General features: G+C 69.1%; 22 protein-coding genes and 1 pseudogene. 16 read left to right on the top strand and 7 right to left on the bottom strand.

All coding sequences use genetic code 11. The annotated features are described in order from the left end of the window. Nucleotides 1-73 precede the first annotated feature (73 nt). Nucleotides 74-601, bottom strand: a complete 528-nt coding sequence (locus BM249_RS19170; protein ID WP_091974993.1) for an RT0821/Lpp0805 family surface protein — start codon at nucleotides 599-601, stop codon at nucleotides 74-76. Nucleotides 602-685: 84 nt separating this feature from the next. Here BM249_RS19170 and pdxH point away from each other — a divergent pair, with 84 nt between their 5' ends. The 6 genes from pdxH to BM249_RS19140 all read left to right on the top strand — a co-directional run bounded on the left by pdxH (nucleotide 686) and on the right by BM249_RS19140 (nucleotide 4,762). Continuing rightward, nucleotides 686-1,336 carry a pyridoxamine 5'-phosphate oxidase gene (gene pdxH / locus BM249_RS19165; RefSeq protein WP_091974991.1) on the top strand — a complete coding sequence of 217 codons (651 nt, stop codon included), beginning with the start codon at nucleotides 686-688 and terminating at the stop codon, nucleotides 1,334-1,336. A gap of 172 nt (nucleotides 1,337-1,508) precedes the next feature. Then, a complete protein-coding gene (locus tag BM249_RS19160; protein ID WP_091975021.1) occupies nucleotides 1,509-2,231 on the top strand; it encodes an SDR family NAD(P)-dependent oxidoreductase in 723 nt (240 codons plus the stop codon). Next, the gene (locus BM249_RS19155; protein WP_091974989.1) at nucleotides 2,224-3,363 is read left to right on the top strand and encodes a hypothetical protein; all 1,140 of its coding nucleotides are present in this window, start codon (nucleotides 2,224-2,226) and stop codon (nucleotides 3,361-3,363) included. Before BM249_RS19160 ends, BM249_RS19155 begins: the two co-directional genes overlap by 8 nt. Before the next feature lie 24 nt (nucleotides 3,364-3,387). Then, nucleotides 3,388-3,882: an NUDIX hydrolase gene (locus BM249_RS19150; protein ID WP_091974987.1), complete on the top strand. Its 495-nt coding sequence runs from the start codon at nucleotides 3,388-3,390 to the stop codon at nucleotides 3,880-3,882. Further along, nucleotides 3,879-4,349, top strand: a complete 471-nt coding sequence (locus BM249_RS19145; RefSeq protein WP_091974986.1) for a TIGR02301 family protein — start codon at nucleotides 3,879-3,881, stop codon at nucleotides 4,347-4,349. The genes BM249_RS19150 and BM249_RS19145 overlap by 4 nt, the downstream gene beginning before the upstream one ends. Before the next feature lie 158 nt (nucleotides 4,350-4,507). Further along, complete coding sequence (locus tag BM249_RS19140) at nucleotides 4,508-4,762, top strand: hypothetical protein (RefSeq protein ID WP_091975018.1); 255 nt, start codon at nucleotides 4,508-4,510, stop codon at nucleotides 4,760-4,762. 95 nt (nucleotides 4,763-4,857) lie between these two features. On the opposite strand, the gene BM249_RS19135 is transcribed toward BM249_RS19140, so the two are convergent. Continuing rightward, entirely contained in the window at nucleotides 4,858-5,514 is a 657-nt protein-coding gene (locus BM249_RS19135; protein WP_091974984.1) for an alpha/beta hydrolase, read from the bottom strand. A 312-nt stretch (nucleotides 5,515-5,826) separates the two neighbouring features. Between BM249_RS19135 and BM249_RS19130 the strand changes: the two genes are divergently transcribed. From BM249_RS19130 to BM249_RS19100, 6 genes are all read left to right on the top strand, one after another. Next, nucleotides 5,827-7,002, top strand: a complete 1,176-nt coding sequence (locus tag BM249_RS19130) for a cysteine desulfurase family protein (protein ID WP_091974982.1) — start codon at nucleotides 5,827-5,829, stop codon at nucleotides 7,000-7,002. A 71-nt stretch (nucleotides 7,003-7,073) separates the two neighbouring features. Continuing rightward, a complete protein-coding gene (gene sufB / locus BM249_RS19125) occupies nucleotides 7,074-8,543 on the top strand; it encodes a Fe-S cluster assembly protein SufB (RefSeq protein ID WP_091974980.1) in 1,470 nt (489 codons plus the stop codon). Between the two features lie 190 nt (nucleotides 8,544-8,733). Further along, on the top strand, nucleotides 8,734-9,486 hold the full coding sequence (gene sufC / locus BM249_RS19115) for a Fe-S cluster assembly ATPase SufC (RefSeq protein ID WP_091974976.1): 753 nt from the start codon (nucleotides 8,734-8,736) through the stop codon (nucleotides 9,484-9,486). Nucleotides 9,487-9,488: 2 nt separating this feature from the next. Beyond that, nucleotides 9,489-10,811, top strand: coding sequence for a Fe-S cluster assembly protein SufD (gene sufD / locus BM249_RS19110; protein ID WP_091974975.1), 1,323 nt, complete (start codon nucleotides 9,489-9,491; stop codon nucleotides 10,809-10,811). A gap of 61 nt (nucleotides 10,812-10,872) precedes the next feature. Next, on the top strand, nucleotides 10,873-12,117 hold the full coding sequence (locus tag BM249_RS19105; RefSeq protein WP_091974973.1) for a cysteine desulfurase: 1,245 nt from the start codon (nucleotides 10,873-10,875) through the stop codon (nucleotides 12,115-12,117). A 111-nt stretch (nucleotides 12,118-12,228) separates the two neighbouring features. After that, nucleotides 12,229-12,609, top strand: coding sequence for an SUF system Fe-S cluster assembly protein (locus BM249_RS19100; protein WP_091974971.1), 381 nt, complete (start codon nucleotides 12,229-12,231; stop codon nucleotides 12,607-12,609). Between the two features lie 4 nt (nucleotides 12,610-12,613). On the opposite strand, the gene BM249_RS19095 is transcribed toward BM249_RS19100, so the two are convergent. After that, the gene (locus BM249_RS19095; protein WP_244528865.1) at nucleotides 12,614-13,210 is read right to left on the bottom strand and encodes a Uma2 family endonuclease; all 597 of its coding nucleotides are present in this window, start codon (nucleotides 13,208-13,210) and stop codon (nucleotides 12,614-12,616) included. Between the two features lie 148 nt (nucleotides 13,211-13,358). Here BM249_RS19095 and BM249_RS19090 point away from each other — a divergent pair, with 148 nt between their 5' ends. Next, nucleotides 13,359-13,736, top strand: coding sequence for a HesB/IscA family protein (locus tag BM249_RS19090; protein ID WP_091974969.1), 378 nt, complete (start codon nucleotides 13,359-13,361; stop codon nucleotides 13,734-13,736). A gap of 68 nt (nucleotides 13,737-13,804) precedes the next feature. Here BM249_RS19090 and BM249_RS19085 read toward each other — a convergent pair whose 3' ends face one another. Together BM249_RS19085 and BM249_RS19080 are read right to left on the bottom strand one after the other, a co-directional pair. Next, a complete protein-coding gene (locus BM249_RS19085; RefSeq protein ID WP_091974967.1) occupies nucleotides 13,805-14,854 on the bottom strand; it encodes a GGDEF domain-containing protein in 1,050 nt (349 codons plus the stop codon). A gap of 124 nt (nucleotides 14,855-14,978) precedes the next feature. Next, nucleotides 14,979-16,517, bottom strand: coding sequence for a DEAD/DEAH box helicase (locus tag BM249_RS19080; RefSeq protein ID WP_091974965.1), 1,539 nt, complete (start codon nucleotides 16,515-16,517; stop codon nucleotides 14,979-14,981). Between the two features lie 288 nt (nucleotides 16,518-16,805). On the opposite strand from BM249_RS19080, the gene BM249_RS19075 reads away from it, so the two are divergent. Continuing rightward, a complete protein-coding gene (locus BM249_RS19075; RefSeq protein WP_091974963.1) occupies nucleotides 16,806-18,302 on the top strand; it encodes an NCS1 family nucleobase:cation symporter-1 in 1,497 nt (498 codons plus the stop codon). 11 nt (nucleotides 18,303-18,313) lie between these two features. Further along, on the top strand, nucleotides 18,314-19,060 hold the full coding sequence (locus BM249_RS19070; protein WP_091974960.1) for an aspartate/glutamate racemase family protein: 747 nt from the start codon (nucleotides 18,314-18,316) through the stop codon (nucleotides 19,058-19,060). 173 nt (nucleotides 19,061-19,233) lie between these two features. Here the strand turns inward: BM249_RS19070 and BM249_RS19065 are convergent, their stop codons facing one another. Both BM249_RS19065 and BM249_RS19060 read right to left on the bottom strand, forming a co-directional pair. After that, a complete protein-coding gene (locus BM249_RS19065; RefSeq protein ID WP_091974958.1) occupies nucleotides 19,234-19,527 on the bottom strand; it encodes a hypothetical protein in 294 nt (97 codons plus the stop codon). Nucleotides 19,528-19,694: 167 nt separating this feature from the next. Beyond that, nucleotides 19,695-21,023, bottom strand: a complete 1,329-nt coding sequence (locus BM249_RS19060) for an IS701 family transposase (RefSeq protein WP_091974956.1) — start codon at nucleotides 21,021-21,023, stop codon at nucleotides 19,695-19,697. 384 nt (nucleotides 21,024-21,407) lie between these two features. On the opposite strand from BM249_RS19060, the pseudogene BM249_RS19055 reads away from it, so the two are divergent. Beyond that, a pseudogene (locus BM249_RS19055) lies at nucleotides 21,408-21,793 on the top strand (porin family protein); the annotation flags it as partial.

The raw sequence follows: 21,793 nt of genomic DNA, 5'->3' as shown, positions 1-21,793 counted from the left end.
GGCGCCACGCGGACGCTTGAGCGCTGCGCGGGCTTGCCGATCCGGTGACCGCTTCGATCAGGCCGGCACGGGATCAGATCACCGTTTTGGTGCCGCGCACGCGCTTCAGGGTCCATTCGCCGCCCGAGGGCTTGCAGCCGGTGCCGCGCAGGAACCGGCTCCGGCCCGGGGCGATCACCGAGGCGAGGAAGTCGCGGCAGATCTGGTCGTGGGCGACGTAAGGCAGGCCCGTCGGATTGACGGAGCCGCGCAGATTCGTCTCCGGATTGTCCCACTTCACCGGACGGCCGTTGCCCTGCGGATCGAGGGCCACCGCCAGGGCGGCGTGGGCCCGGCGCCAATCCTCGGCCCCGAGGTCGCGGCCGAAGGTCTCGGGATGCCGGTCGATGCTGCCGGTGGTCGTGGGGTCGGGCTTGGGCGATGCCTCGGCCACCGTCTCGGCCTGGAACGTGATGATCGGCACGCCGCAACCGGACAGGGGGAGGAGCGCGAGGGCGGCGAGACCGCGCCACGGCCGGCCGAATCCGCCCGCCCGCCCGAACAATCCCCGGGACGGGATTTGGGCGGACGTTCCTTTCGCTCTAGATACGCACCGACGCATTACACACGATCTCACGACGGGAGAGGACCGACGGCCGACAGCGCCCCACGTCGGTGCCCCCCGACCCGGATCTCACGCAGGAGGATGTTCGCCTTGGATCGGTTAAGGATCGATGACCCCGCCCAGGGGAGCGGCGCTCAGGGCAACGACTTCACCCGCGCGTCCGATCCCTGGGCCCTGTTCGCCGCCTGGATGGCGGAGGCGGACGTCTCGGAACCCAACGACGCCAACGCCATGGCGCTGGCCACCGCCGGTTCGGACGGCCTGCCCGACGTGCGCATGGTGCTGCTCAAAGGCGTCGATGCGCGCGGTTTCGTGTTCTACACCAACACCGAGTCGGCCAAGGGCGAGGAACTGGCGCAGAACCCGCAAGCCGCCCTGGTGCTGCACTGGAAGAGCCTGCGCCGGCAGGTGCGGGCGCGCGGCCCCGTCTCCCCCGTTACCGACGCGGAGGCCGACGCGTATTTCGCCAGCCGGGCCCGCAACAGCCGCATCGGCGCCCATGCCAGCCGCCAGTCGCGGCCGCTCGCCGACCGCGCCACCTTGGAAGCCGAGGTGGCGGTCCTGGCCGCCCGATTCGAGGACGGCCCGGTGCCGCGCCCCGAGAACTGGATCGGCTACCGGATCGCGCCGGTCTCCATCGAGTTCTGGCAGGACGGCCCGTTCCGCCTGCACGACCGGGTGCGCTTCACCCGCGCCGGCGACGGTTGGGCCGGGGCACGGCTCTACCCCTGAGCCCCCCCGCGAAGGCGCCGCCGCGTCGTGCTGCGGCGCGGGATCGACCCTGGATTTTAGGGCCGGCGGCGCTTAGACCTTGAGACCGGCGCGGCGGGCGTCCTCTCGCGAACCGCCTCCCGATCCTGAAGGAACGGTCTTGGCCACATCCTCCAACGAACGCCGCCGCATCATGCTGCTCACGGGCGCGAGCCGGGGCATCGGCCACGCCACGGTCAAGCGCTTCTCGGCGGCCGGCTGGCGGGTCATCACCTGTTCGCGCCACCCCTTCCCCGAGAACTGTCCGTGGGAGATGGGACCGGAAGACCACCTCCAGATCGACCTCGCCGATCCCGACGACACCGAGCGCGGGATCAAGGAGGTGGCCGGGCGCCTCGCCGAGGAGGGCGGGCTCCTCCACGCCCTCGTGAACAATGCCGGCATCTCGCCCAAAGGCCCCAACGGCGAGCGCCTCGGCGCCATCGCGACGGAGTTCGGCGACTGGCGCAAGGTGTTCCAGGTCAACGTGTTCGCGCCGCTCCTGCTGGCGCGGGGCCTGTGCGAGGAACTGACCCGGGCCAAGGGCTCCATCGTCAACGTCACCTCCATCGCGGGGTCGCGCGTCCACCCCTTCGCGGGGGCGGCCTACGGCACCTCGAAGGCGGCGCTCGCCGGCCTCACCCGCGAGATGGCGAGCGATTTCGGACCCCTCGGAGTCCGCGTCAACGCGATCTCGCCGGGCGAGATCGACACCTCGATCCTCTCGCCCGGCACCGACAAGATCGTGGCCGGCATTCCCCAGCGCCGCCTCGGCACCCCCGACGAGGTGGCCAAGGCCATCTACTTCCTGTGCACCGAGGCTTCGTCCTACGTGAACGGGGCCGAGCTGCACATCAACGGCGGCCAGCATGTCTGATCGGGCAACACGGCCCGGTCTCCTCACTGCTCTGTTCCTCCTTTTGGCGTCCGCGCCGGCCTTCGCCGAGCCCGGAATCACCATCCTCGACCTGCCGTTCGCCGCGAGCGCCCTGCGGGCGCCGGGCAGCGAGGTCGCCGTGGCGGTGGCGACCTCCGGATTGCTGCCCCTGGCCCGGCCCAAAACCGATTCCCCGAAAGCCGATCCGACCAAGATCGGCCCGCGCGAGGCGCCGGCCAGGGAGGGCGCGCCCATCGCCGTGGTGTGGGGGGAGGCGGGGGGCGCGGCCCTCACCCTCGCGGAGGGGGGCGTGCGCGTGACCCTGCTCGGCCATGAGGCCGTCGAGGGGCTCGCCGCCGCCGAGACCCCGCGCGGGGCGCTGCCCGGCTCGGCCCGGGCCGTGTCGGGCGGGCTCTCGGCCCACCTCGCCGAACCGGTGGCGGTGCGGGGCCGGCCGGAACCGGGCGCGGCCCGGCTGGTGATCCGCGAGCGCAAACCCGTACCCATGAGCGCCGAGCCGAAGGCCGTGCCCGTCGCCACCGCGACGGTCTCGCCTGCCCCCGATGCCGCCTTCGCGGTCCGCTCCCCCGTCGTCACGGTCTTCGACGGACACCCCGCCCTCGTGGTGGTGACGGAGAACGAGGCCGGCTCGGCCTTGGGCGTGGTGGCGCCGGCCGAGGCCGGCTGGAGTTTGCGGGCGCGCGGCGCCCCCGAGCCCGGACGTCCGCTCCAGGTCGCCGGCATCGCGGATTTCTCCGGCACCGGCCGGCCGCAGATCGCCGTCACCGGACCGGGGGAGGGCGCGCCCCGCCTGCGGCTCTGGAGCTACGCGGACGGCACCCTGACCCCCGGGGCGGCGGCGCCCGGCTACGACGCTGCGGCGCCCGGCGAGGGCGGCCCCGGTCTTGCCGCCCTCCTGCCCCGCGACGGAGCCGTGGATCTGGCCCTGCCGGTGGCCGACCGCTCGGCCCTGGCGATCCTGTCCCTCAAGGGGACGATCACGGAGCGCGCCCGCGTGCCCCTGCCGGCCCCGGCCGCCTTCGGGGTCGCCGCCCTTGGGACCGGACGAGAGGCCCGCCTCCTCGTCGGCCTCGCCGACGGACGCATCGCCGTAGTGAATCCCAATCCGTGAATCCCCGCCCGTGAATCCTCATCCATGACCGAATCCCCGGCCTCCGCCGACGACCCCGCGCGCCTGTTCCCGGCGCGGCCCTTCGTGGGCGCCTCCATCGCGGTGATCCGGGGGGACCGGGTGCTCCTGGCCGCCCGGGCCAACGCACCCATGCGGGGCGTCTGGACCCTGCCGGGCGGCCTCGTGGAGGCGGGCGAATCCCTGGCCGAGGCGGCCCTGCGCGAGCTGCGCGAGGAGGTCGGCCTGACCGCCGCGGTGGTGGATGTGCTCACTCCCACGGAGATCATCCTGCGGGCGGAAGACGGCCGCACGCGTCACCATTACGTGGTCCACCCCCACGCGGCCGTGTGGACTGGCGGCGAGGCGGTGCCCGGTCCCGAGGCCCTCGCGGTGCGCTGGGCGACCCTGGCGGAGCTCTCCGGCCTCGACACCACGCCGGGCCTCGACGAGACCGTGGCCGCCGCCTTCGCGCGGGTCGCGGCGGACGGCGCGCGCGCTCCTGGGGCGTTGGACGCGTGACGAAGTCCCGCCCGCTCCTCGTCTTGAGTCTCGGCCTGTCGGCCCTGCTGACGGCGGTGCCCGCCGCCGAGGCGCAGCAGCGGGGCGGGGCCGCCCGCTCCGCCCCCCGGAACGAGAAGCCGCCCGAGAAGGAGCCGGCCCCCGCCCCCGCCCCCGAGCCGCCGCCGGCGCCCTACGACCGTGACCTCCTGCGGCTCTCCGAAATCATCGGGGCGCTCGCGTTCCTGCGCGACCTCTGCGCCGCACCGGATGCGGGCGAATGGCCCAAGCGCATGAAGGCCCTGCAGGAGGCCGAGGGCGTCACCCCCGGCCGTCGCGACCGCTTGGCCGGCGCCTACAACCGGGGCTATCGCGGCTATGCCCTCACCTATCGGGTGTGCACCCCATCGGCGCGGGAGGCCGCCGCCCGGTTCGTGATCGAGGGCGAGCGCCTGTCGCACAGCCTCGCCAGCCGGTTCGGCGGGTGATGCGTACCTGCAACAGCCGACGCCGCGATGGCCGATCCGCGCATTTTGAGTGCCGGCGTTAACTGTTTCTCAGTTCCTGGCTTTGCTGGCGCGGCTTCAGCCCCTATCATCATCGACACGTGCCGAGCGTTTCTTCGGCGCCAACGATGTTCTGGCTCATGCACGCTGATTCTGCTCCCGCGCCCTTCGAGGCGGATCTCAACGACAAGCGCGCCGCCCTCGGCTACGTGTCGGAGGCGTTCGCCGAAGGCTGTCTCGACGGTCTCGACGGCGACTGCATGGCGCAGGCCGCTCTGTTCGCGGCCTTCCAAGAGCTGGTGATGACCTACGGCGAGGAAGCGACGGCGAGCTACGCCGAGGGCTTTCCGGACCGTATTCGGGGCGGCGCCTTCACGACGGCCCTGCAGCATTGAGTTCACGCCCCGGCCTTCGTGCCGGGGCCGGGACTTGATCGTGATGCCTATCGCATCGCCCCGGCCCCGCCGGGGCGATTGGCTTTTCAAGGGGCTCAGGCTGTCGCGTCCTTCGCGCCGAGGCGCTTGTCGAGGTAGGTATCCACGGTCTGGGTCAGTTCGTCGACCTTGCCGTCGAAGAAGTGGTTGGCGCCGTCCACCACCTGATGCTCGATGATGACGCCCTTCTGAACCTTCACCTTCTCGATCACCGGCATGACCTCGCGGGCCGGGGCCACGCGATCCTCGGAACCGTGAACGAACAGGCCCGAGGACGGGCACGGCGCCAGGAAGGTGAAGTCGTAGCGGTTGGCCATGGCGGCGATGGAGATGAAGCCCTCGATCTCGGGACGCCGCATGAGCAGCTGCATGCCGATCCACGAGCCGAACGACACGCCGGCGATCCAGCATGCCCGAGCCTCGGGGTTGACGGACTGCACCCAGTCGAGGGCTGAAGCCGCGTCCGAGAGTTCGCCGGTGCCATGATCGAAGGCGCCCTGGCTGCGGCCGACGCCACGGAAATTGAACCGCAGGGCGGCAAAGCCCCGGTTGGCGAAGGTGTAGAAAAGATTGTACACGATTTGATTGTTCATCGTGCCCCCGAACTGGGGATGCGGGTGCAGCACGATGGCGATGGGGGCGCCCTTCTTCTTGGGAGCCTGGTAGCGCCCTTCGAGGCGGCCGGCCGGACCGGTGAAGATGACTTCGGGCATGGATCTCTCACAAGCTTCAGGACGATGCGCGCGGCGACGGACGCGCGGCAGGCCCCGCGCGGAACGCCTTGACTCGCCCGGACGCGATCTTAAAAGCGCTCTTAGAACGGTTCTAGTGGACTGGAATCATTCTAAAATAGCGGTTCGAGCCTATTCGGGCCGTTGCCTTCCCCGCGCATCGGGGTGTCGGACTCGGGTTCTTCGGCGCCTTAGCATGATCGTGGGGGGCAAAAGCAAGGATTTGTCGTCCCAAGGCCCCGGTGCCGCCAATGGTTTTCACGTCTCCGACTGCATCCGCATGACCTCGCCCGCATGATTTCACCACGCGCCTATCTCGACCACAACGCGACCTCGCCGGTTCGGCCAGAGGTGGTGGAGGCCGTGGCGCGGGCGCTTGCCCTGCCGGGCAACCCGTCCTCGGTTCATGCCGAGGGCCGGGCGGCACGGGCGGCGTTGGAGAAGGCGCGGGCGCAGGTCGGCGCCCTGGTGGGGGCCGGCCCGGGCCGGGTGGTGTTCACGAGCGGCGGCACGGAAGCCGCCAACGCTGTCCTGTCCGGTGGCTTGCGCCGGACAGGCGAGGCGGCGCCGACCCGCCTGGTGATCGGCGCCACGGAGCACCCGTGCGTCGCGGCCGGGCATCGCTTCCCCGCCGATCGCGTCGACGTGATCCCCGTCGATGCCAGGGGCGTCGTCGATTGCGCGGCGCTTCGGATCATTCTCGACCGGCACCGGGAGGAGGGCGTCCTCGTCTCGGTCCATGCCGCCAACAACGAGACCGGGGTGATCCAGCCGCTGGCCGAGATCGTCGCCCTGGCGCGGGATCACGGCCGCGCCCTCGTCCATTCCGATGCCGTGCAGGCCGTGGGGAAGATCCCGCTGAGTTTCGTCCACCTCGGCCTCGATGCCCTCACCCTGTCGGGGCACAAGTTCGCGGCCCCGAAGGGCGTCGGCGCCGTCGTGCTGGCCGAGGGTATCACCCTGGAGGCGGTGCCCCTGCGCGGCGGCGGCCAGGAGGGGCGGCTGCGCGCCGGCACCGAGAATCTGCCCGGCCTCGTCGGTATGGGGGTGGCGGCCGAGATCGCGGCGGCCCATCTCGGGCAGACGCACGAAATGGCGCGGCAGGAAGAGGTGCGGGACTCCATCGCGGCGGGTCTGCGACGGCTCGCCCCCGACCTCGCGGTGTTCGGAGCGGGCGCGCCGCGCCTGCCCAACACCCTGAGTTTCTCCATTCCGGGCCTCGACGCCCCGACGGCGGTGATGCACCTCGATCTCGCCGGGGTCGCGGTCTCGTCCGGGTCGGCCTGCGCCTCGGGCAAGGTGGCGCGCTCTCCCGTCCTCGCCGCCATGGGTGTCAGCCCTGCCCTGGCCGCGGGGGCGCTGCGCGTCAGCCTCGGGTGGAACAGCACGACAAGCGACGGGACGCGCTGTCTCGCCGCCTGCGAACGCCTCATCGAGGCCCTATATCGACGGAGAGGACAGGCGGCCTGACGGCGGCCCGTCCAATCCCATTTCTCACGAATACGCCCGGCCCTTGACCCCGGGACGCTCAGGAGACGCCAATGCCTGCCGTGCAGGAAACCATCGACCGGGTCCGTTCCATCGACCTCGACCAGTACAAGTACGGGTTCGAGACCACCATCGAGATGGAGAAGTCCGAAAAGGGCATTTCCGAGGACGTGATCCGCTACATCTCGGCCAAGAAGGACGAGCCGGAATGGATGCTCGCTTGGCGCCTCGACGCCTACAAGCGCTGGCAGACCATGCAGGAGCCCGATTGGGCCCGCGTCTCCTACGACAAGGTCGATTACAAGGACATTTACTACTACGCGGCGCCCAAGCGCCCGGCCGCCCTGTCGCTGGACGAGATCGATCCGGAAATCCTGAAGACCTACGAGAAACTCGGCATTCCCCTGCGCGAGGTCGAGGTGCTGGAGGGCATCGCCCCCGAGCGCCGGGTCGCCGTGGACGCGGTGTTCGATTCGGTCTCGGTGGCGACCACCTTCAAGGCCGAGCTGTCGAAGGCCGGTGTGATCTTCATGCCGATCTCGGAGGCCATCCGCGAGTACCCGGACCTCGTGAAGAAGTATCTCGGCTCGGTCGTGCCCGTGACCGACAACTTCTTCGCGACCCTGAACTCGGCGGTCTTCTCTGACGGCTCGTTCGTCTACATCCCGCCGGGCGTGCGCTGCCCGATGGAGCTCTCCACCTATTTCCGCATCAACGAGCGCGACACCGGCCAGTTCGAGCGGACCCTCATCATCGCCGACAAGGGGTCATACGTCTCCTATCTCGAGGGTTGCACCGCCCCGAAGCGCGACGACAACCAGCTCCACGCGGCGGTGGTCGAGCTCGTCGCGCTGGATGACGCCGAGATCAAGTACTCGACGGTGCAGAACTGGTACCCCGGCGACAACGAGGGCAAGGGCGGCATCTACAACTTCGTGACGAAGCGTGGCGATTGCCGTGGCGCCAACTCGAAGATCTCGTGGACGCAGGTCGAGACCGGGTCGGCCATCACCTGGAAGTACCCGTCCTGCATCCTGCGCGGCGACAATTCCCGGGGCGAATTCTACTCCATCGCCGTCTCGAACGGCATGCAGCAGGTCGATTCCGGCACCAAGATGATCCATCTCGGCAAGAACACGACCAGCCGCATCATCTCGAAGGGCATCTCGGCCGGCCGCTCGCAGAACACCTACCGGGGTCTCGTCTCGGCGCACAAGAAGGCGACGGGCGCGCGCAACTTCACGAACTGCGATTCGCTGCTCATCGGCGACCAGTGCGGCGCGCACACGGTGCCGTACATCGAGTCGAAGAACGCCTCCGCGCAGTTCGAGCACGAGGCCACCACCTCGAAGATCTCCGAGGACCAGATGTTCTACTGCCAGCAGCGCGGCCTCTCCAACGAGGAGGCCACCGCGCTGATCGTCAACGGCTTCGTCCGCGACGTGCTGCAGCAACTGCCCATGGAGTTCGCCGTGGAAGCCCAGAAGCTGATCTCCATCAGCCTCGAAGGCTCGGTGGGGTAGGGCGGCTTTTCCCTTCTCCCCTGCGGGAGAAGGTGGCCCGCGAAGCGGGTCGGATGAGGGAAGCGCCTCGTCCGAAGAGGCGGCCCCCTCTCGCAGGGCTTCGTCCCGGTCCGCCTGTTCCGCAGGCACCCTCTCCGCGCAGGGGAGGGGTGCCGGCTCGGTGCATTCAATTTCTAGGACTAAACCCACAATGATCGAAATCAAGAATCTCACCGTCGCCATCGAGGACAAGCAGATCCTCAACGGCCTCAACCTCACGGTGAACGACGGCGAAGTCGCCGCCATCATGGGGCCGAACGGCTCGGGCAAGTCGACCCTGTCGTACGTCATCGCCGGCAAGGAGGACTACGAGGTCCTCGACGGCGAGATCCTGCTGGACGGCGTCAATATCCTCGAGATGAGCCCCGACGAACGCGCGGCCTCCGGCGTGTTCCTGGCCTTCCAGTACCCGCTGGAGATTCCGGGCGTCGGCACCATGACCTTCCTGAAGGCGACGCTGAACGCCCAGCGCCGGGCGCGCGGCGAGGGCGAGCTCTCGACCCCCGACTTCATCCGCAAGGTGAACGGGGCGGCCGAGAAGCTCGAGATCAACAAGGAGATGCTCAAGCGCGCCCTCAACGTCGGCTTCTCCGGCGGCGAGAAGAAGCGCATGGAGATCCTGCAGATGGCGCTCCTGGAGCCGAAGTTCTGCGTCCTCGACGAGACTGATTCCGGCCTCGACATCGATGCCCTGCGCATCGTCTCGGGTGGCGTGAACGCCCTGCGCGCGCAGGGCCGCTCGTTCCTCGTCATCACCCACTACCAGCGCCTGCTCGACTACATCGTGCCGGACGTGGTCCACGTCATGTCCCAGGGCCAGATCGTGAAGTCGGGCGACAAGGATCTCGCCAAGGCGCTGGAAGCCTCGGGCTACGCCGAGTATCGCACGGGCGAGGCCGCCTGAGCATGGCCGACATCACCCCCCTCCGCACGGCGGCCGAGACCGGCCTGTCGAAGCTCTTCGAAGCCACGAAGATGAAGTACCCCACGGGCGTGTCCATCGCCCGCGAGGAAGCGTTCCGCTACTTCGAGGCGGTCGGCCTGCCGACCCGCCGCGTCGAGGCGTTCAAGTACACGGATCTCCGCTCGGCGTTCCGCGACGCCGCGCATCCGGCGGAGAAACCCTCGGCCGAGGCCGCCAAGGCGGCGGTCGCCGGGGCCAAGGGCTTTGCCGGGGTCGAGGCCGTGCGCCTCACCTTCGTCAACGGCCACCTCGTCGAGGCCGAATCCGACCTCACCCGCATCCCGGCCGGCATCACCGTGACGCCGCTCAACCAAGCGCTGACCGACGGTCACGCCCTCCTCGACCGGCTGACGCCCGTGCGTCAGGCGTCCGAGAACGCCATCTACCAGCTCAACACCGCCTTCCTGGCGGACGGGGCCGTGATCGCCGTCGCGGCCGGCGCCAAGGTCGAGACGCCCCTGCACCTGCGCTTCATCGGCACGGGCTCGGACGCCTATTCCACGGCGACTCGAATCCTCGTGGTGCTGGAGGAGGGGGCCGAGGCCCTCGTGCTGGAGAGCCACGAGGGGCCGGACGGCATCGCCTATCAACCCAACGACGCCGTCGACGTGGTGGTGGGCGACCATGCCGTCTTCCGGCACGCCCGCCTGAACGCGGAAGGGCGTGAGGCCGTTGCCCTCTCCACCCTCTCGGTGAAGCTCGGCGCGGAGGCGGCGGTGGAGACCGTCAACGTGGTGGTGGGCGGCGTGCTCTCGCGCCATCAGGTCTATCTCAACTTCGCCGGAGCCGATGCCCGGGCCGTGGTCAACGGCGCCGCCATGCTCAACGGCAGCCAGCTCGCCGACACCACCTTCCTCGCCGACCATGCCGCCACGGGCGGGGTGAGCCGCGAGCTGTTCAAGACCGTGGTGGACGGGGCCGCCACGGGCGTGTTTCAGGGCAAGATCATCGTCCAGCAGGCGGCGCAGCAGACCGACGGCAAGATGATGTCGGCTTGCCTCATCCTGTCCGACGAGGGGCAGATGATGAACAAGCCCGAACTCGAGATCTTCGCCGACGACGTCGCCTGCGGCCACGGCGCCACCTGCGGCGCCCTGGACGACGAACTGCTGTTCTACCTCATGCAGCGCGGCCTGCCGAAGGCGGAGGCCGAGAGCCTGCTGGTCCAGGCCTTCCTCGGCGCCGCCGTCGAGGCCGTGAGCCACGAGGGTGCCCGCGAGGCGCTGATCGGCACCGTCGAGGCGTGGCTGAAGGCGCGCGGATAAGCGAGAGACCCTCCCCCTTCGGGGGGAGGAGCCGCCTGCTCGACCTCCAACAGGTTTCGCCATGAACGCACCCGTTCCGACTGCCCCCTACGACGTCCAGGCGATCCGGGCCGAGTTCCCGATCCTCGCCCAGAAGGTCTACGGCAAGCCCCTGGTCTATCTCGACAACGCGGCCTCCGCCCAGAAGCCCCGCGCCGTGATCGACGCCATGGTGGCCTGCATGGAGACGGGCTACGCCAACGTCCATCGCGGCCTGCACTTCATGGCGAACGCCGCCACGGAGGGGTTCGAGGGCGCCCGCGAGACCACGCGGCAATTCCTCAACGCCGAGTCCACCGACGAGATCATCTTCACCCGCAACGCCACGGAAGCCTACAACCTCGTGGCCTCCTCCATGGGGCTGCTCGGCCAGATCGGTGAGGGGGACGAGATCATCCTCTCCATCATGGAGCACCATTCCAACATCGTACCCTGGCACTTCCTGCGCGAGCGGCGCGGGGCGGTCATCAAATGGGCGCCCGTGGACGATGAGGGCAACTTCCTCCTCGACGAATACGAAAAGCTCTTCTCGGCCCGCACCAAGATGGTGGCGATCACCCACATGTCGAACGTGCTCGGCACGGTGACGCCAGCCAAGGACATCGTGCGCATCGCCCACGCCCACGGCGTGCCGGTGCTCCTCGACGGGGCCCAGAGCGCCGTGCACGCCCCCGTCGACGTGAAGGCGCTGGATTGCGACTTCTTCGTCTTCACCGGCCACAAGGTCTACGGCCCCACCGGCATCGGCGTGCTCTACGGCAAGCGCGAATGGCTGGAGCGCCTGCCTCCCTACCAGGGCGGCGGCGAGATGATCCGCACGGTCTCCCAGGATTCCATCACCTACAACGATCCGCCCCATCGGTTCGAGGCGGGCACGCCGGCGATCATCGAGGCGGTCGGTCTCGGCGCGGCGCTGGAATTCATGATGACGTTGGGTCGCGAAAAGATCGCCGCCCACGAGGCTTCGCTCCTCGCCTATGCCCAGGAGCGCCTGGGTGCCATGAACTCCGTGCGGATGATCGGCACCGCCAAGGGTAAGGGCGGCGTCATCGCCTTCGAGATGAAGGGCGCGCATGCCCACGACATCGCCACGGTGATCGACCGCTACGGCGTCGCCATCCGGGCGGGCACCCATTGCGCCATGCCGCTGCTCTCGCGGTTCGGGGCAACCTCCACCTGTCGCGCGTCGTTCGGACTGTATAACACCCGGGACGAGGTCGACGCCCTCGCCGAGGCCCTGGCCAAGGCCGAGATGATGTTCGCCTAGAGATTCGACATTCCGGCAGCGACGCTGCCGCAAGCGCGACGGCGCGCCGCCGCCCGTGCGGGGTGTCGCGGATCGCCGCCGATCCGCGACACGCGAAGACGAGGACAAACCATGAGCGACTCAGCCATCACCGGCGGGGCCAATTCCCCCGCCATCGCCAGTGCCTCGGCAATCCCGCCCGAGGAACTCGATCGCCTGACCGACGACATCGTGGCGGCCTTGAAGAGCGTCTACGATCCGGAGATCCCGGCCGACATCTACGAGCTCGGCCTGATCTACAAGGTCGACATCGCCGACGACCGCACGGTGGCCATCGACATGACCCTCACGGCCCCGGGCTGCCCCGTGGCCGGTGAGATGCCGGGCTGGGTCGAGACGGCGGTGGCCGCCGTTCCGGGCGTCCAGGCTTGCACCGTCACCATGGTGTTCGATCCGCCGTGGGACCAGAGCCGCATGTCCGACGAGGCCCGCGTCGCCCTCGACATGTGGTAGGGCGTCAGCCTTCCTCGGCGAGGTTTCGACGGGCCGGAAAGGTGAGGCCGTCGTAGAGGTCGGCCATCGCCAGGGTGGCCCCGATGCCGGGTAGGTCGATCACGGCCTCCAGACCCTCGAAGGTCTCGATCTCCCAGTCGGTCCCGCTCCGCCGGTACAGCAGGGCCTGCGGCTTCAGGGTCTCGACGAGCAGAATGGCGGTGAGCGTCGGGTGGCGCTTGTACTCCTCGACCTTCCGGGTCTGGTCGATGGAAGTCGTCGAGGGCGAGGCGACCTCGACCACGAGCTTCGGCTCGCGCGCCTCGTAGGTGTCGGCGACCAGGGGAGCACACTCGACCATGACGTCGGGTCGGCGCAGGCCACGGATGCTGGTGCGGAGCGCGATGTCGGCCGTGGTGGGCCGGCACGGCTTGCCACGGAGCTGCGCATGGAGCGAGCCGATGATGTTCACCGTGACCCGGTCGTGCTGCATGCTCGCCCCGGTCATCATCCGGTGGCGCGGCACCGGATGCCCGTCGACGAGTTCGTAGAGTTCGTCCTGGTCGCGCTGCCAGACGAAGAAATCCTCGGGCGTCATCGTGGGGCGTGCGGCATCCGCCATGGTGGAGATTCTCTCGGCCCCATCCTATCACGGATCATCGCCCCATGCGCGCCGCGCCGATGGACGGGGGCCGGCGCCATCCTTATCTTAACCGGGTGCGTCCACCCTCAACCGCCCGGGCCTTGAACCCGGTTGCCGGAGAGACCTCATGGCTTCGAACTTCAAAGTGCTGTCGCTGACCGATGCGGCGGCGGACCGGATCAAGGCGATCATCGCCGAGGCCGACCGGCCCATCGCCGGCCTGCGGGTCGGGGTGAAGAACGGTGGCTGCGCCGGCATGTCCTACACCATGGAATATGCCGACGGGCAGAAGCCCGGCGAGGACATGGTCGAGGATCGCGGCGTCAAGGTCTTCGTCGATCCGAAGGCGCTGCTGTTCCTCCTCGGCACGCAGATGGATTTCACCACCACCAAGCTCGCCTCGCAATTCGTGTTCAACAACCCGAACCAGACTTCGGCCTGCGGCTGTGGCGAGTCCGTGGCGATCACGCCGGTGAACCCCGAAGCCGTGCGCGCCTCTGCCTGATCGCCCGAGGCAGCGGATCAAGCTCCGCTGCCCCGAAGCCTTCGGGGCGCAGCTCGGAAACGCAGCGATCAACCGACGGGGGGCGGGACGCTCCCGTCGTCCACGGTCCGGTTGCGGCCGTCGCGCTTGGCCTTGAACATGCACTGGTCGGCACGCTCCAGCAGGGACACCGCCGTGTCGGAGGGGCGCACGGCGGCCACCCCGAGGGAAACCGTGATCTTGCCCAAGGTCTCGCCCGTCGAGCGCTTGACGAGTTCGCGCGTCATCACGCTGGTGCGGACCTTTTCGGCGAGCGCCCGGGCCTCCGCCCGCCCCAAGCCCGGCAGCAGGATGGCGAATTCCTCGCCGCCGAAGCGGGCCGGGGTGGCCCCGGCCGTCACGGTCTCGCGCATCACCGCGCCGACGAGGCGCAGGACCTGATCACCCGTGAGGTGGCCATACAAATCGTTGAAGCGTTTGAAGAAATCGACATCGATCACCACGAGGCTGGCGGGCTTTCGCTCGGCGACCGCTTCCTCCACCAGGGCGTGCAGGCTTTCCTCGAACTGCTTGCGGTTCGACAGGCCGGTGAGGGGGTCGATGAGGCTCTCGCGACGTGTCGTCTCTAGGGCTTCGCGCAAGGATTCGATCTCGTTGCGGCTCTCGCGCATGCGGGCCTCGAGGACGCGGTTGCTGTCGGCCACCTCCCGGGTCGTGGCCGCCAGGGCCGCGACGATCTCGAGGATGCGGGTGCGGTCGAGGCCGGTCCCGTCGAGATCCTGCAACAGGGTGCGTAGGGCTTCGCTGTGCTCTGCCGAGGAGCCGAGGGAGAGGTCGAGGGCCTCCGTGAGGTTCGCGAGTTCGGCGAGGACCGTGCGGCTCGTCTCGTCGGCCGCCCGCACCAGCCTCTGCCCGTCGAGATAGGCTTCGTAGAGGATGTCGATCTCGGCCTCGGAGACGGCGCCCGTCGCCATGAAGCCGGACATCGCCTCGTTCATCTTCGGATACAGGGCCGCGACGTAATTGTACCAGACCGCGTATGCCCGCGGCGTCGCCGAGGGGCCGTATTCTCGCATGAGGGCGGTGGCGCGCTCGGCCAGTGCGAAGGTCCGATCCCGGTCACCCTGACTGCCGTCCATGTCGCCCAACCGTCGTCGTTTCGGCCTCGCCCCGAAGGAGGCGAGCATCCATCGGACGATCCTAGCCGATCGATGGCTCAGAGTGCATTAACCGTCTTGCGACATGGCCCGCGCCCGCGCCCGATTATTTCGGCGACTTGATCACCGCCGGACGCAGGAGGAAGGCGGGCACGTGCGAGCCGAGGCCGATGGGCGTCTCGCCGTCATCCTCGTCGCCGCGCCGCCGGGACGCGGGGCGGCGCTCTTCACGGCGCGGCTCCATGCGCTGGGGGGCGGGCTCCTTCGCCCGCGCCGGAGCGGTGTCCTTCGCCCGTGCGGGGGGCTGCACCGCTTCGGTCTCAACGGCCGGGGAGGGGCCGCGCTCGGGGCTGTCGCGACGGCCGCCCTTGCGGGCGCGGGGCTCCGACCGGGCGGCGTCGCGACCGGTCTCGCCGCCGCTGCGCCGCCGCAGGGTCTGGCCGGACTTGCCGCGATGGCGCGTCCGGGTCGGCGCGTCCTCGCGTTCGGCCGGGGCTGCGCTCGGCTCGGGCAGCACACCGAGATCGCCCTCGGCCCAGGGGATCGGCTGACCGATCAGACTCTCGATGGCGGTGACGAAGCGCTCGTCGGATCGGGTCACCAGCGTGAAGGCGTGGCCGGCCCGCCCCGCCCGGCCCGTGCGGCCGATGCGGTGGACGTAGTCCTCCGGGTGATGGGGAACGTCGAAGTTGAAGACGTGGCTCACGGCCGGAATGTCGAGGCCGCGCGCGGCGACGTCGGAGGCGACCAGCAGCGGCACCTCGCCGGAGCGGAACCCGTCGAGGGCGAGGGTGCGGGCGCGCTGGTCCATGTCGCCGTGCAGCGCCGCGACGTTGAAACCGTGGCTCGCGAGGGATTTCTGCAGCAGCGCCACGTCGCGCTTGCGGTTGCAGAAGATGATGCCGTTGTTGAGATCGGCCTCGCCCCGGATGAGCCGGCGCAGGAGCTCGCGCTTCTCGTGACCCTCGGAGCCCGAGGCCACGAGCTTCTGCTCGATGGTGGACGCCGTCGAGGACGGGCGCGCCACCTCGATCCGCTGCGGCGTGTGCAGAAACATGTCGGCCAGCCGCTCGATCTCCGGCGGCATGGTGGCCGAGAAGAACAGGGTCTGCCGGGTGAACGGCACCATCTTCACGATGCGCTCGATGTCGGGAATGAAGCCCATGTCGAGCATGCGGTCGGCCTCGTCGATGACGAGGAGTTCGACGCCCGTGAGCAGGAGCTTGCCGCGCTCGAAATGGTCGAGGAGCCGGCCCGGCGTGGCGATCAGCACGTCGGTGCCGCGCATCAGCTTGGCATCCTGCTCGGCGAACGAGACGCCGCCTATGATGAGCGCCACGTTGAGCTTGTGATTGACCCCGTAGCGGTCGAAATTCTCCACCACCTGGGCGGCGAGCTCGCGCGTCGGCTCGAGGATGAGGGTGCGCGGCATGCGGGCGCGGGCGCGGCCGTTCTCCAGCAGGGTCAGCATCGGCAGCGTGAACGCCGCCGTCTTGCCGGTGCCGGTCTGGGCGATGCCCAGCACGTCGCGCCGGGCCAGCACGTGCGGGATGGCCTGGGCTTGGATCGGCGTCGGCTCGCTGTACCCGGCCGCCGTGACGGCCTGGAGGACCTTGTCGCTCAATCCGAGGTCGGCAAAAGACATATTCTCTGAGAACCGTTGCGCGCGGGAATGGACCGTCCGGCGCGGAGTGCATCGACACGGCGACGGCTGAAGAAGGGGCGGTTTCGACACACGTCCCGCCGCGCACACGCGTTGCGTCAGACACTTAGAGCCCCCGGCCGGCTTGTCAATCGAACCGGGGGCGCGGCTCGAATTTATCCACGCCGCGCGGAGGGCCAGGGTCGGCCTCTTTCGTCTAAGGTCAAGCTCTTGACAGTGGCACGCGCCGTGCAACGCATTCAACCAACGGTGAAGGGGAGGGGCTGTCCGATGTCACACGGCGTATCGACCATCCAGGAGGCGACGGCGGGGGGCGCCGTCCCCAATTCGCATTCCGGTGTGACGATCAAACCCAGCTACGACGACCGTTTGACCAACGAAGATCTCGCTCCCTTACGCAACCAAACCTGGGGCACCTACAACATCTTTGCGTTCTGGATGTCGGACGTCCACAGCGTCGGCGGCTACATCACCGCCGGCTCCCTGTTCTCCCTCGGCCTCGTGAGCTGGCAGGTGCTGGTCTCGCTCCTCGTCGGTATCCTCATCGTGCAGCTGTTCTGCAACCTCGTGGCCAAGCCGAGTCAGGTCACCGGCACGCCCTACCCGGTGATCTGCCGGGCCTCGTTCGGGGTGAAGGGCGCCAACATTCCGGCGATCATCCGCGGCCTCATCGCCGTCGCTTGGTACGGCATCCAGACCTATCTCGCTTCCAGCGCCTTCCTCATCGTGGCCCTGCGGTTCTATCCCGAACTCAAGCCCTATGCCGACGTCGCCACATCGGGCTTCGTCGGGCTGTCGAGCCTCGGCTGGGCGAGCTTCATGACCCTGTGGGTGATCCAGGCGCTGGTGTTCTGGCGCGGCATGGAGGCGATCCGCAAGTTCATCGACTGGGCCGGGCCGGCCGTCTACGTCGTGATGATCGCCCTCGCCGTCTACCTCGTCGCCCGCGCCGGCCTCGACAATGTCGGCCTCAGCTTGGGCGAGGTGCGCTACCAGGGCTGGGACGCCCTGCCGGTGATGCTCAACGCCGTCGCCCTCGTGGTCTCATACTTCTCCGGGCCGATGCTCAACTTCGGCGATTTCTCCCGCTACGGGAAATCGTTCGCGGCCGTGAAGGCCGGCAACGTCTGGGGCCTGCCGGTGAACTTCATCGGCTTTTCGCTGCTCACCGTCATCACCACGTCGGCGACTCTGCCGGTGTTCGGCCGCCTCATCATCGATCCCGTGGAGACGGTCAGCCACATCGACAACACCTACGCGGTGGTGCTCGGTGCCTTCACCTTCATGACGGCGACCATCGGCATCAACATCGTGGCCAACTTCGTCTCGCCGGCCTTCGACTTCTCGAACGTGGCGCCGCAGCGCATCAGTTGGCGCATGGGCGGCATGATCGCCGCCGTGGCGTCGATCTTCATCACCCCCTGGAATCTCTACAACAACCCGGCGGTGATCCATTACACCCTCGACGTGCTCGGCGCCTTCATCGGGCCGCTGTTCGGCATCCTCATCGCCGACTACTACGTCGTGCGCCGTCAGCACGTGGTGGTGGACGACCTCTACACCATGAGCCCCACGGGCCGGTACTGGTACACCAATGGTTACAACCGGGCCGCTATCCTCAGCGTGATCCCCTCGGCCCTGGTGCCGGTCCTGTGCGCCGTGGTCCCGGCCCTGTCGCATCTGGCCAACTTCTCCTGGTTCATCGGTGTCGCCCTGGGATTCACGAGCTACATCGCGCTCATGCGGCGCACCCCGCAGGCATCCTGAGCGACCGTCCCGTGCGCATCCTCCTCATCAATCCCAACACAACGCCCTCCGTCACCGACCTCGTGGCGGATCATGTCCGCGGGATCGTCGGCGGGGCGGCCGAGATCGTGGCGGTGACCGGGCGCTTCGGCGCCCGCTACATCGCGAGTCGGGCCGCCTCGGTCATCGCCGGCCATGCCGCCCTCGACGCCCTGGCCGAGCACGTCGCCGGGGTCGACGCCGTCTACCTCGCCTGCTTCGGCGATCCGGGGCTCCTCGGCTTGCGCGAGGTCTCGCCGGTCCCCGTGGTGGGCATGGCGGAGGCGGCGTGCCGGGCCGCCGCCTCCGGGGGGCGGCGCTTCGCCATCGTCACCGGGGGCGTCCTGTGGGGGCCGATGCTCACGGAGTTCGTGGCCACGATCGGCCTCGCCGACCGCCTGACGGGCGTGCGCACCGTCGCGCCGACGGGGGCTGAGATCGCCGCCGACCCCGACGCGGCCCTGGGCGGCCTCGCGGCCGCCTGCCGGGCCTGCGTCGAAGCGGATGGGGCCGAGGCCGTGATCCTGGGGGGCGCGGCCCTGGCCGGCCTCGCCGCGCGCATCCAGCCCGCCGTTCCGGTGCCGGTTCTGTGCTCGGTGGAAGCCGGCACCCGCGCGGTCCTGGCGGCGGCTGACGCGGCCGGTACGGTCGCCGGGGGAGGGGTTGTGCGGAAGAACGCCCCCGCCCTCCAGAGCCTCGGTCTATCCCCGGCCTTGGCGACGCTCCTCGCCGGATCCTGATCCGTCTTCGCAGCCCCCGGCCTCATCGGGGCGGAGATGCGGGCTCGGGCGCGCCGGCACACACTGGCCCGATTTCGGCGGGACGATCTCGCCACCGCTCTCCGGGCCTTCGCCGGCCGGAAACGCCGCTGCGGCGGCCTCGCCCCAGCGGTGCATGCTGCCTGAGCCGCGCTTCAGTGCCTGAGGTCGAAGGCGGTGCACGGGTCGAGGGTGGTGTGACCGGCGGCGGCGACGATGGAGCCCGTGGTTTCGGGATCGGGTGAACCCGCCCGAGCGAATTGGCGCAGGGTCCCGCTCTCGGTGGCGCGGGACAGATACTGCGTCGCCCCGAGGGCTCCGAGGCCGAGGACGAGGCACAGCTTGATCGTCCAGGGCAGTAGGGTCGTGGGCCGGCGGGGCGCGTCCCGATCCCCGTCCGTGAAGGCGGCGGGTCGGGGCGTATCGAAGGAGCGGCTGGGAGGAAGCATGGCGGGTGCATTCATCGACGCGGCGCGACGGGCCGCTCCGTCTCAGCCTCCGACATCACGGTTAAGAGTGCCTCACGAAACTTCCGCTCCTGGCCGGTTCTCACCCTGAAGACGACGGTGCGGTGGGAACTTTATGGGCGGCCTAGCACTACCTGGGCACTTTGACGTCAGAGGACAGCGTGAAGCGCCTTCGGCAGTGCGGACACAGGACGGGTGGGACGAGGCTGGCGAACAGCCGTCCGATGATGGCCTGCCGCACGGCGGGTAGGCTGGGTGATGGTGGCGGCCCCGGAAGGCGGGTCTTCATTTTTCCCCCGCCCCGTTCGGTGGTGCTCGGCGAGGCGCAGATGCTGCAGGTAGGCATAGGCGATGCACGTCATCAGCGCGTGTCGATGCAGGCCGGTCCAGGACCGCCCCTCGAAATGATCGAGGCCGAGTTCCTCCTTGAGCTGCTGGTGGGCCTGCTCGCAGACCCAGCGCGCCTTGATCGTACCCGCGAGGGCGCGGCGCGACGTCTCGGGCGGCAAGTTCGAGAGGTAGTACTTGCGCTCCCCCGATGAGCGCCATTCGCCCACGAGCCAGACCTCTGCGCCCGGCAGATGCCGGTTGTTGCCCCAGACCGGACCGTCGCCGACCCGTACCCGGATAGCAGCGAACCGGGCCGAGAGCTTGCCCTTCGTACCCTGGCGCCACGCGACGCGCCGCCAGGGCAGATCGGCCAGCACCGTCTCGGCATCCCGCGGCTCTTGGTCCGGTACGAGTTTGCGGGCACGGCCCGTGGGCGGCACGAGCTGCACGTTGGCCGCGTAGACCTTCTGGTTCCTAACGATCCCCACCGCCCAGCGCAGGCCCCGCGCCTCCAGGGCGTGACGGAAAGCGGCGCTGACGCCGTAGCCCGCATCGGCCAGCACCGTGCCGAAGCGCAGACCGGCGGTCTGCAGGCGATCCAGTTCCGACAGAGCGATCTCCCCCTTGCTCCGTGACACGGTTGCGGCCTCGGGCACGCCGGCCTGCACGCACCGCCCCGGATCGCTCGTCCAGGCCTCAGGCAGGAACAGGCGCAGGGCCACCGGCACGGGCACCTCGTTCTGCGCCAGGGTGAGCGAGACCAGGGACTGGCAGTTGGCCTGCTTGCCCAGCGCACCGCAATACTGGCGCGCCACCCCGACCGAGAGCGTGCCCTTCTTCGGCAGGGCGGTGTCGTCGATCACCAGGCAGGCATCGCATCCACCAACCAGCCGATCCGCCTGGCGGCCCAGTTCCGTCCAGAGCGGGCGATCGTCCCAGGCCGGGCTGGCGATGAAGTGCTGCAGCTGGTCGTGGCCCGGCAGCCCGAGGCGCGCTGCCATCGGCTGCAGGCTCTTGCGATCACCCGGGCCGAGCAGCCCCCGCAGGTAAAACGGCGCCCAGGTCCGCCGGGTCTTGCGCCCCATCACCGCCAGGAATGGCGCCAGCCACGTGTCGAGCCCGTCCGTTCCCTCGCGATCCTGATCCATCGCCGCCCCCCGGCCATCGTGAGAGCAGACAACGCATCACAACCCCCAAAAGTGCCCAGGTAGTGCTAAGCTCGCCTCACGATTGCGCGAGAAGGGGGGCGGCAAGATCCTGCCGATGTCCCGAGAGAAGTCGTTATGGTAAATAACGTCCTTCCAGATTTCGGCTCCCTTCGTCCCATGATGCGCCGAACGAATGCTTCGTCCCCGGCCGATGTGCGGTAAAACACCGACATCAGACAGTTGTGGTGACCTCGGGCTAACCTTTACCCTTCATTGAGATATCGTGGGCTATCCGATGCTCATGTTGCAGGAAAGCGACAGACCTCGCGGCGTCCAGGGACTACAAGCGCGCCGGCTTTCGCCAATCCAGAACCGAGTACCCCGATGAAAAGACTGCTTCTCGCCACGACCGTCCTCGCCGGCCTGACCGCCGTCGCTTCGGCCGCCGATCTGCCCCGCCGCGCCGCCCCGCCGCCGGTGTTCGTGCCGGTGCCGGTGTTCACCTGGACGGGCTTCTACGCCGGTTTCAACGCCGGTTACGGCTTCGACGCCTCCAGCAGCCGCGCCCCGACGGTCATCGGCGTGAACGGCGCCAGCACCCTCGTGCCGCCCGGCACCACCGCCGTCCTCGCCTTCAGCAACGGCAGCCGTAACGACGGCTTCACCGGCGGTGGTCAGATCGGCTACAACTACCAGTTCACCCCGGGCTCCGGCTTCGTCGTCGGCGTCGAGGCCGATGCCCAGTACGTCGATTTCGGCCGTGAGCGGAA

This window comes from Methylobacterium gossipiicola (genome assembly GCF_900113485.1).
GTDB classification, from domain to species: domain Bacteria; phylum Pseudomonadota; class Alphaproteobacteria; order Rhizobiales; family Beijerinckiaceae; genus Methylobacterium; species Methylobacterium gossipiicola.
This window is presented reverse-complemented; position numbering and strand designations above follow the sequence as displayed.

Bases quoted from the DNA above. Each gene is read 5' to 3' on its own strand.
- BM249_RS19065 (WP_091974958.1), bottom strand. From the start codon at position 19,527: ATGCTTCCTCCCAGCCGCTCCTTCGATACGCCCCGACCCGCCGCCTTC.
- BM249_RS19090 (WP_091974969.1), top strand. From the start codon at position 13,359: ATGGCTTCGAACTTCAAAGTGCTGTCGCTGACCGATGCGGCGGCGGAC.
- sufC (WP_091974976.1), top strand. From the start codon at position 8,734: ATGATCGAAATCAAGAATCTCACCGTCGCCATCGAGGACAAGCAGATC.
- BM249_RS19140 (WP_091975018.1), top strand. From the start codon at position 4,508: ATGCACGCTGATTCTGCTCCCGCGCCCTTCGAGGCGGATCTCAACGAC.
- pdxH (WP_091974991.1), top strand. From the start codon at position 686: ATGTTCGCCTTGGATCGGTTAAGGATCGATGACCCCGCCCAGGGGAGC.
- BM249_RS19150 (WP_091974987.1), top strand. From the start codon at position 3,388: ATGACCGAATCCCCGGCCTCCGCCGACGACCCCGCGCGCCTGTTCCCG.
- BM249_RS19085 (WP_091974967.1), bottom strand. From the start codon at position 14,854: ATGGACGGCAGTCAGGGTGACCGGGATCGGACCTTCGCACTGGCCGAG.
- BM249_RS19075 (WP_091974963.1), top strand. From the start codon at position 16,806: ATGTCACACGGCGTATCGACCATCCAGGAGGCGACGGCGGGGGGCGCC.
- BM249_RS19160 (WP_091975021.1), top strand. From the start codon at position 1,509: ATGCTGCTCACGGGCGCGAGCCGGGGCATCGGCCACGCCACGGTCAAG.
- BM249_RS19170 (WP_091974993.1), bottom strand. From the start codon at position 601: ATGCGTCGGTGCGTATCTAGAGCGAAAGGAACGTCCGCCCAAATCCCG.
- BM249_RS19095 (WP_244528865.1), bottom strand. From the start codon at position 13,210: ATGGCGGATGCCGCACGCCCCACGATGACGCCCGAGGATTTCTTCGTC.
- BM249_RS19135 (WP_091974984.1), bottom strand. From the start codon at position 5,514: ATGCCCGAAGTCATCTTCACCGGTCCGGCCGGCCGCCTCGAAGGGCGC.
- BM249_RS19080 (WP_091974965.1), bottom strand. From the start codon at position 16,517: ATGTCTTTTGCCGACCTCGGATTGAGCGACAAGGTCCTCCAGGCCGTC.
- BM249_RS19105 (WP_091974973.1), top strand. From the start codon at position 10,873: ATGAACGCACCCGTTCCGACTGCCCCCTACGACGTCCAGGCGATCCGG.
- BM249_RS19060 (WP_091974956.1), bottom strand. From the start codon at position 21,023: ATGGATCAGGATCGCGAGGGAACGGACGGGCTCGACACGTGGCTGGCG.
- BM249_RS19130 (WP_091974982.1), top strand. From the start codon at position 5,827: ATGATTTCACCACGCGCCTATCTCGACCACAACGCGACCTCGCCGGTT.
- sufB (WP_091974980.1), top strand. From the start codon at position 7,074: ATGCCTGCCGTGCAGGAAACCATCGACCGGGTCCGTTCCATCGACCTC.
- BM249_RS19155 (WP_091974989.1), top strand. From the start codon at position 2,224: ATGTCTGATCGGGCAACACGGCCCGGTCTCCTCACTGCTCTGTTCCTC.
- sufD (WP_091974975.1), top strand. From the start codon at position 9,489: ATGGCCGACATCACCCCCCTCCGCACGGCGGCCGAGACCGGCCTGTCG.
- BM249_RS19100 (WP_091974971.1), top strand. From the start codon at position 12,229: ATGAGCGACTCAGCCATCACCGGCGGGGCCAATTCCCCCGCCATCGCC.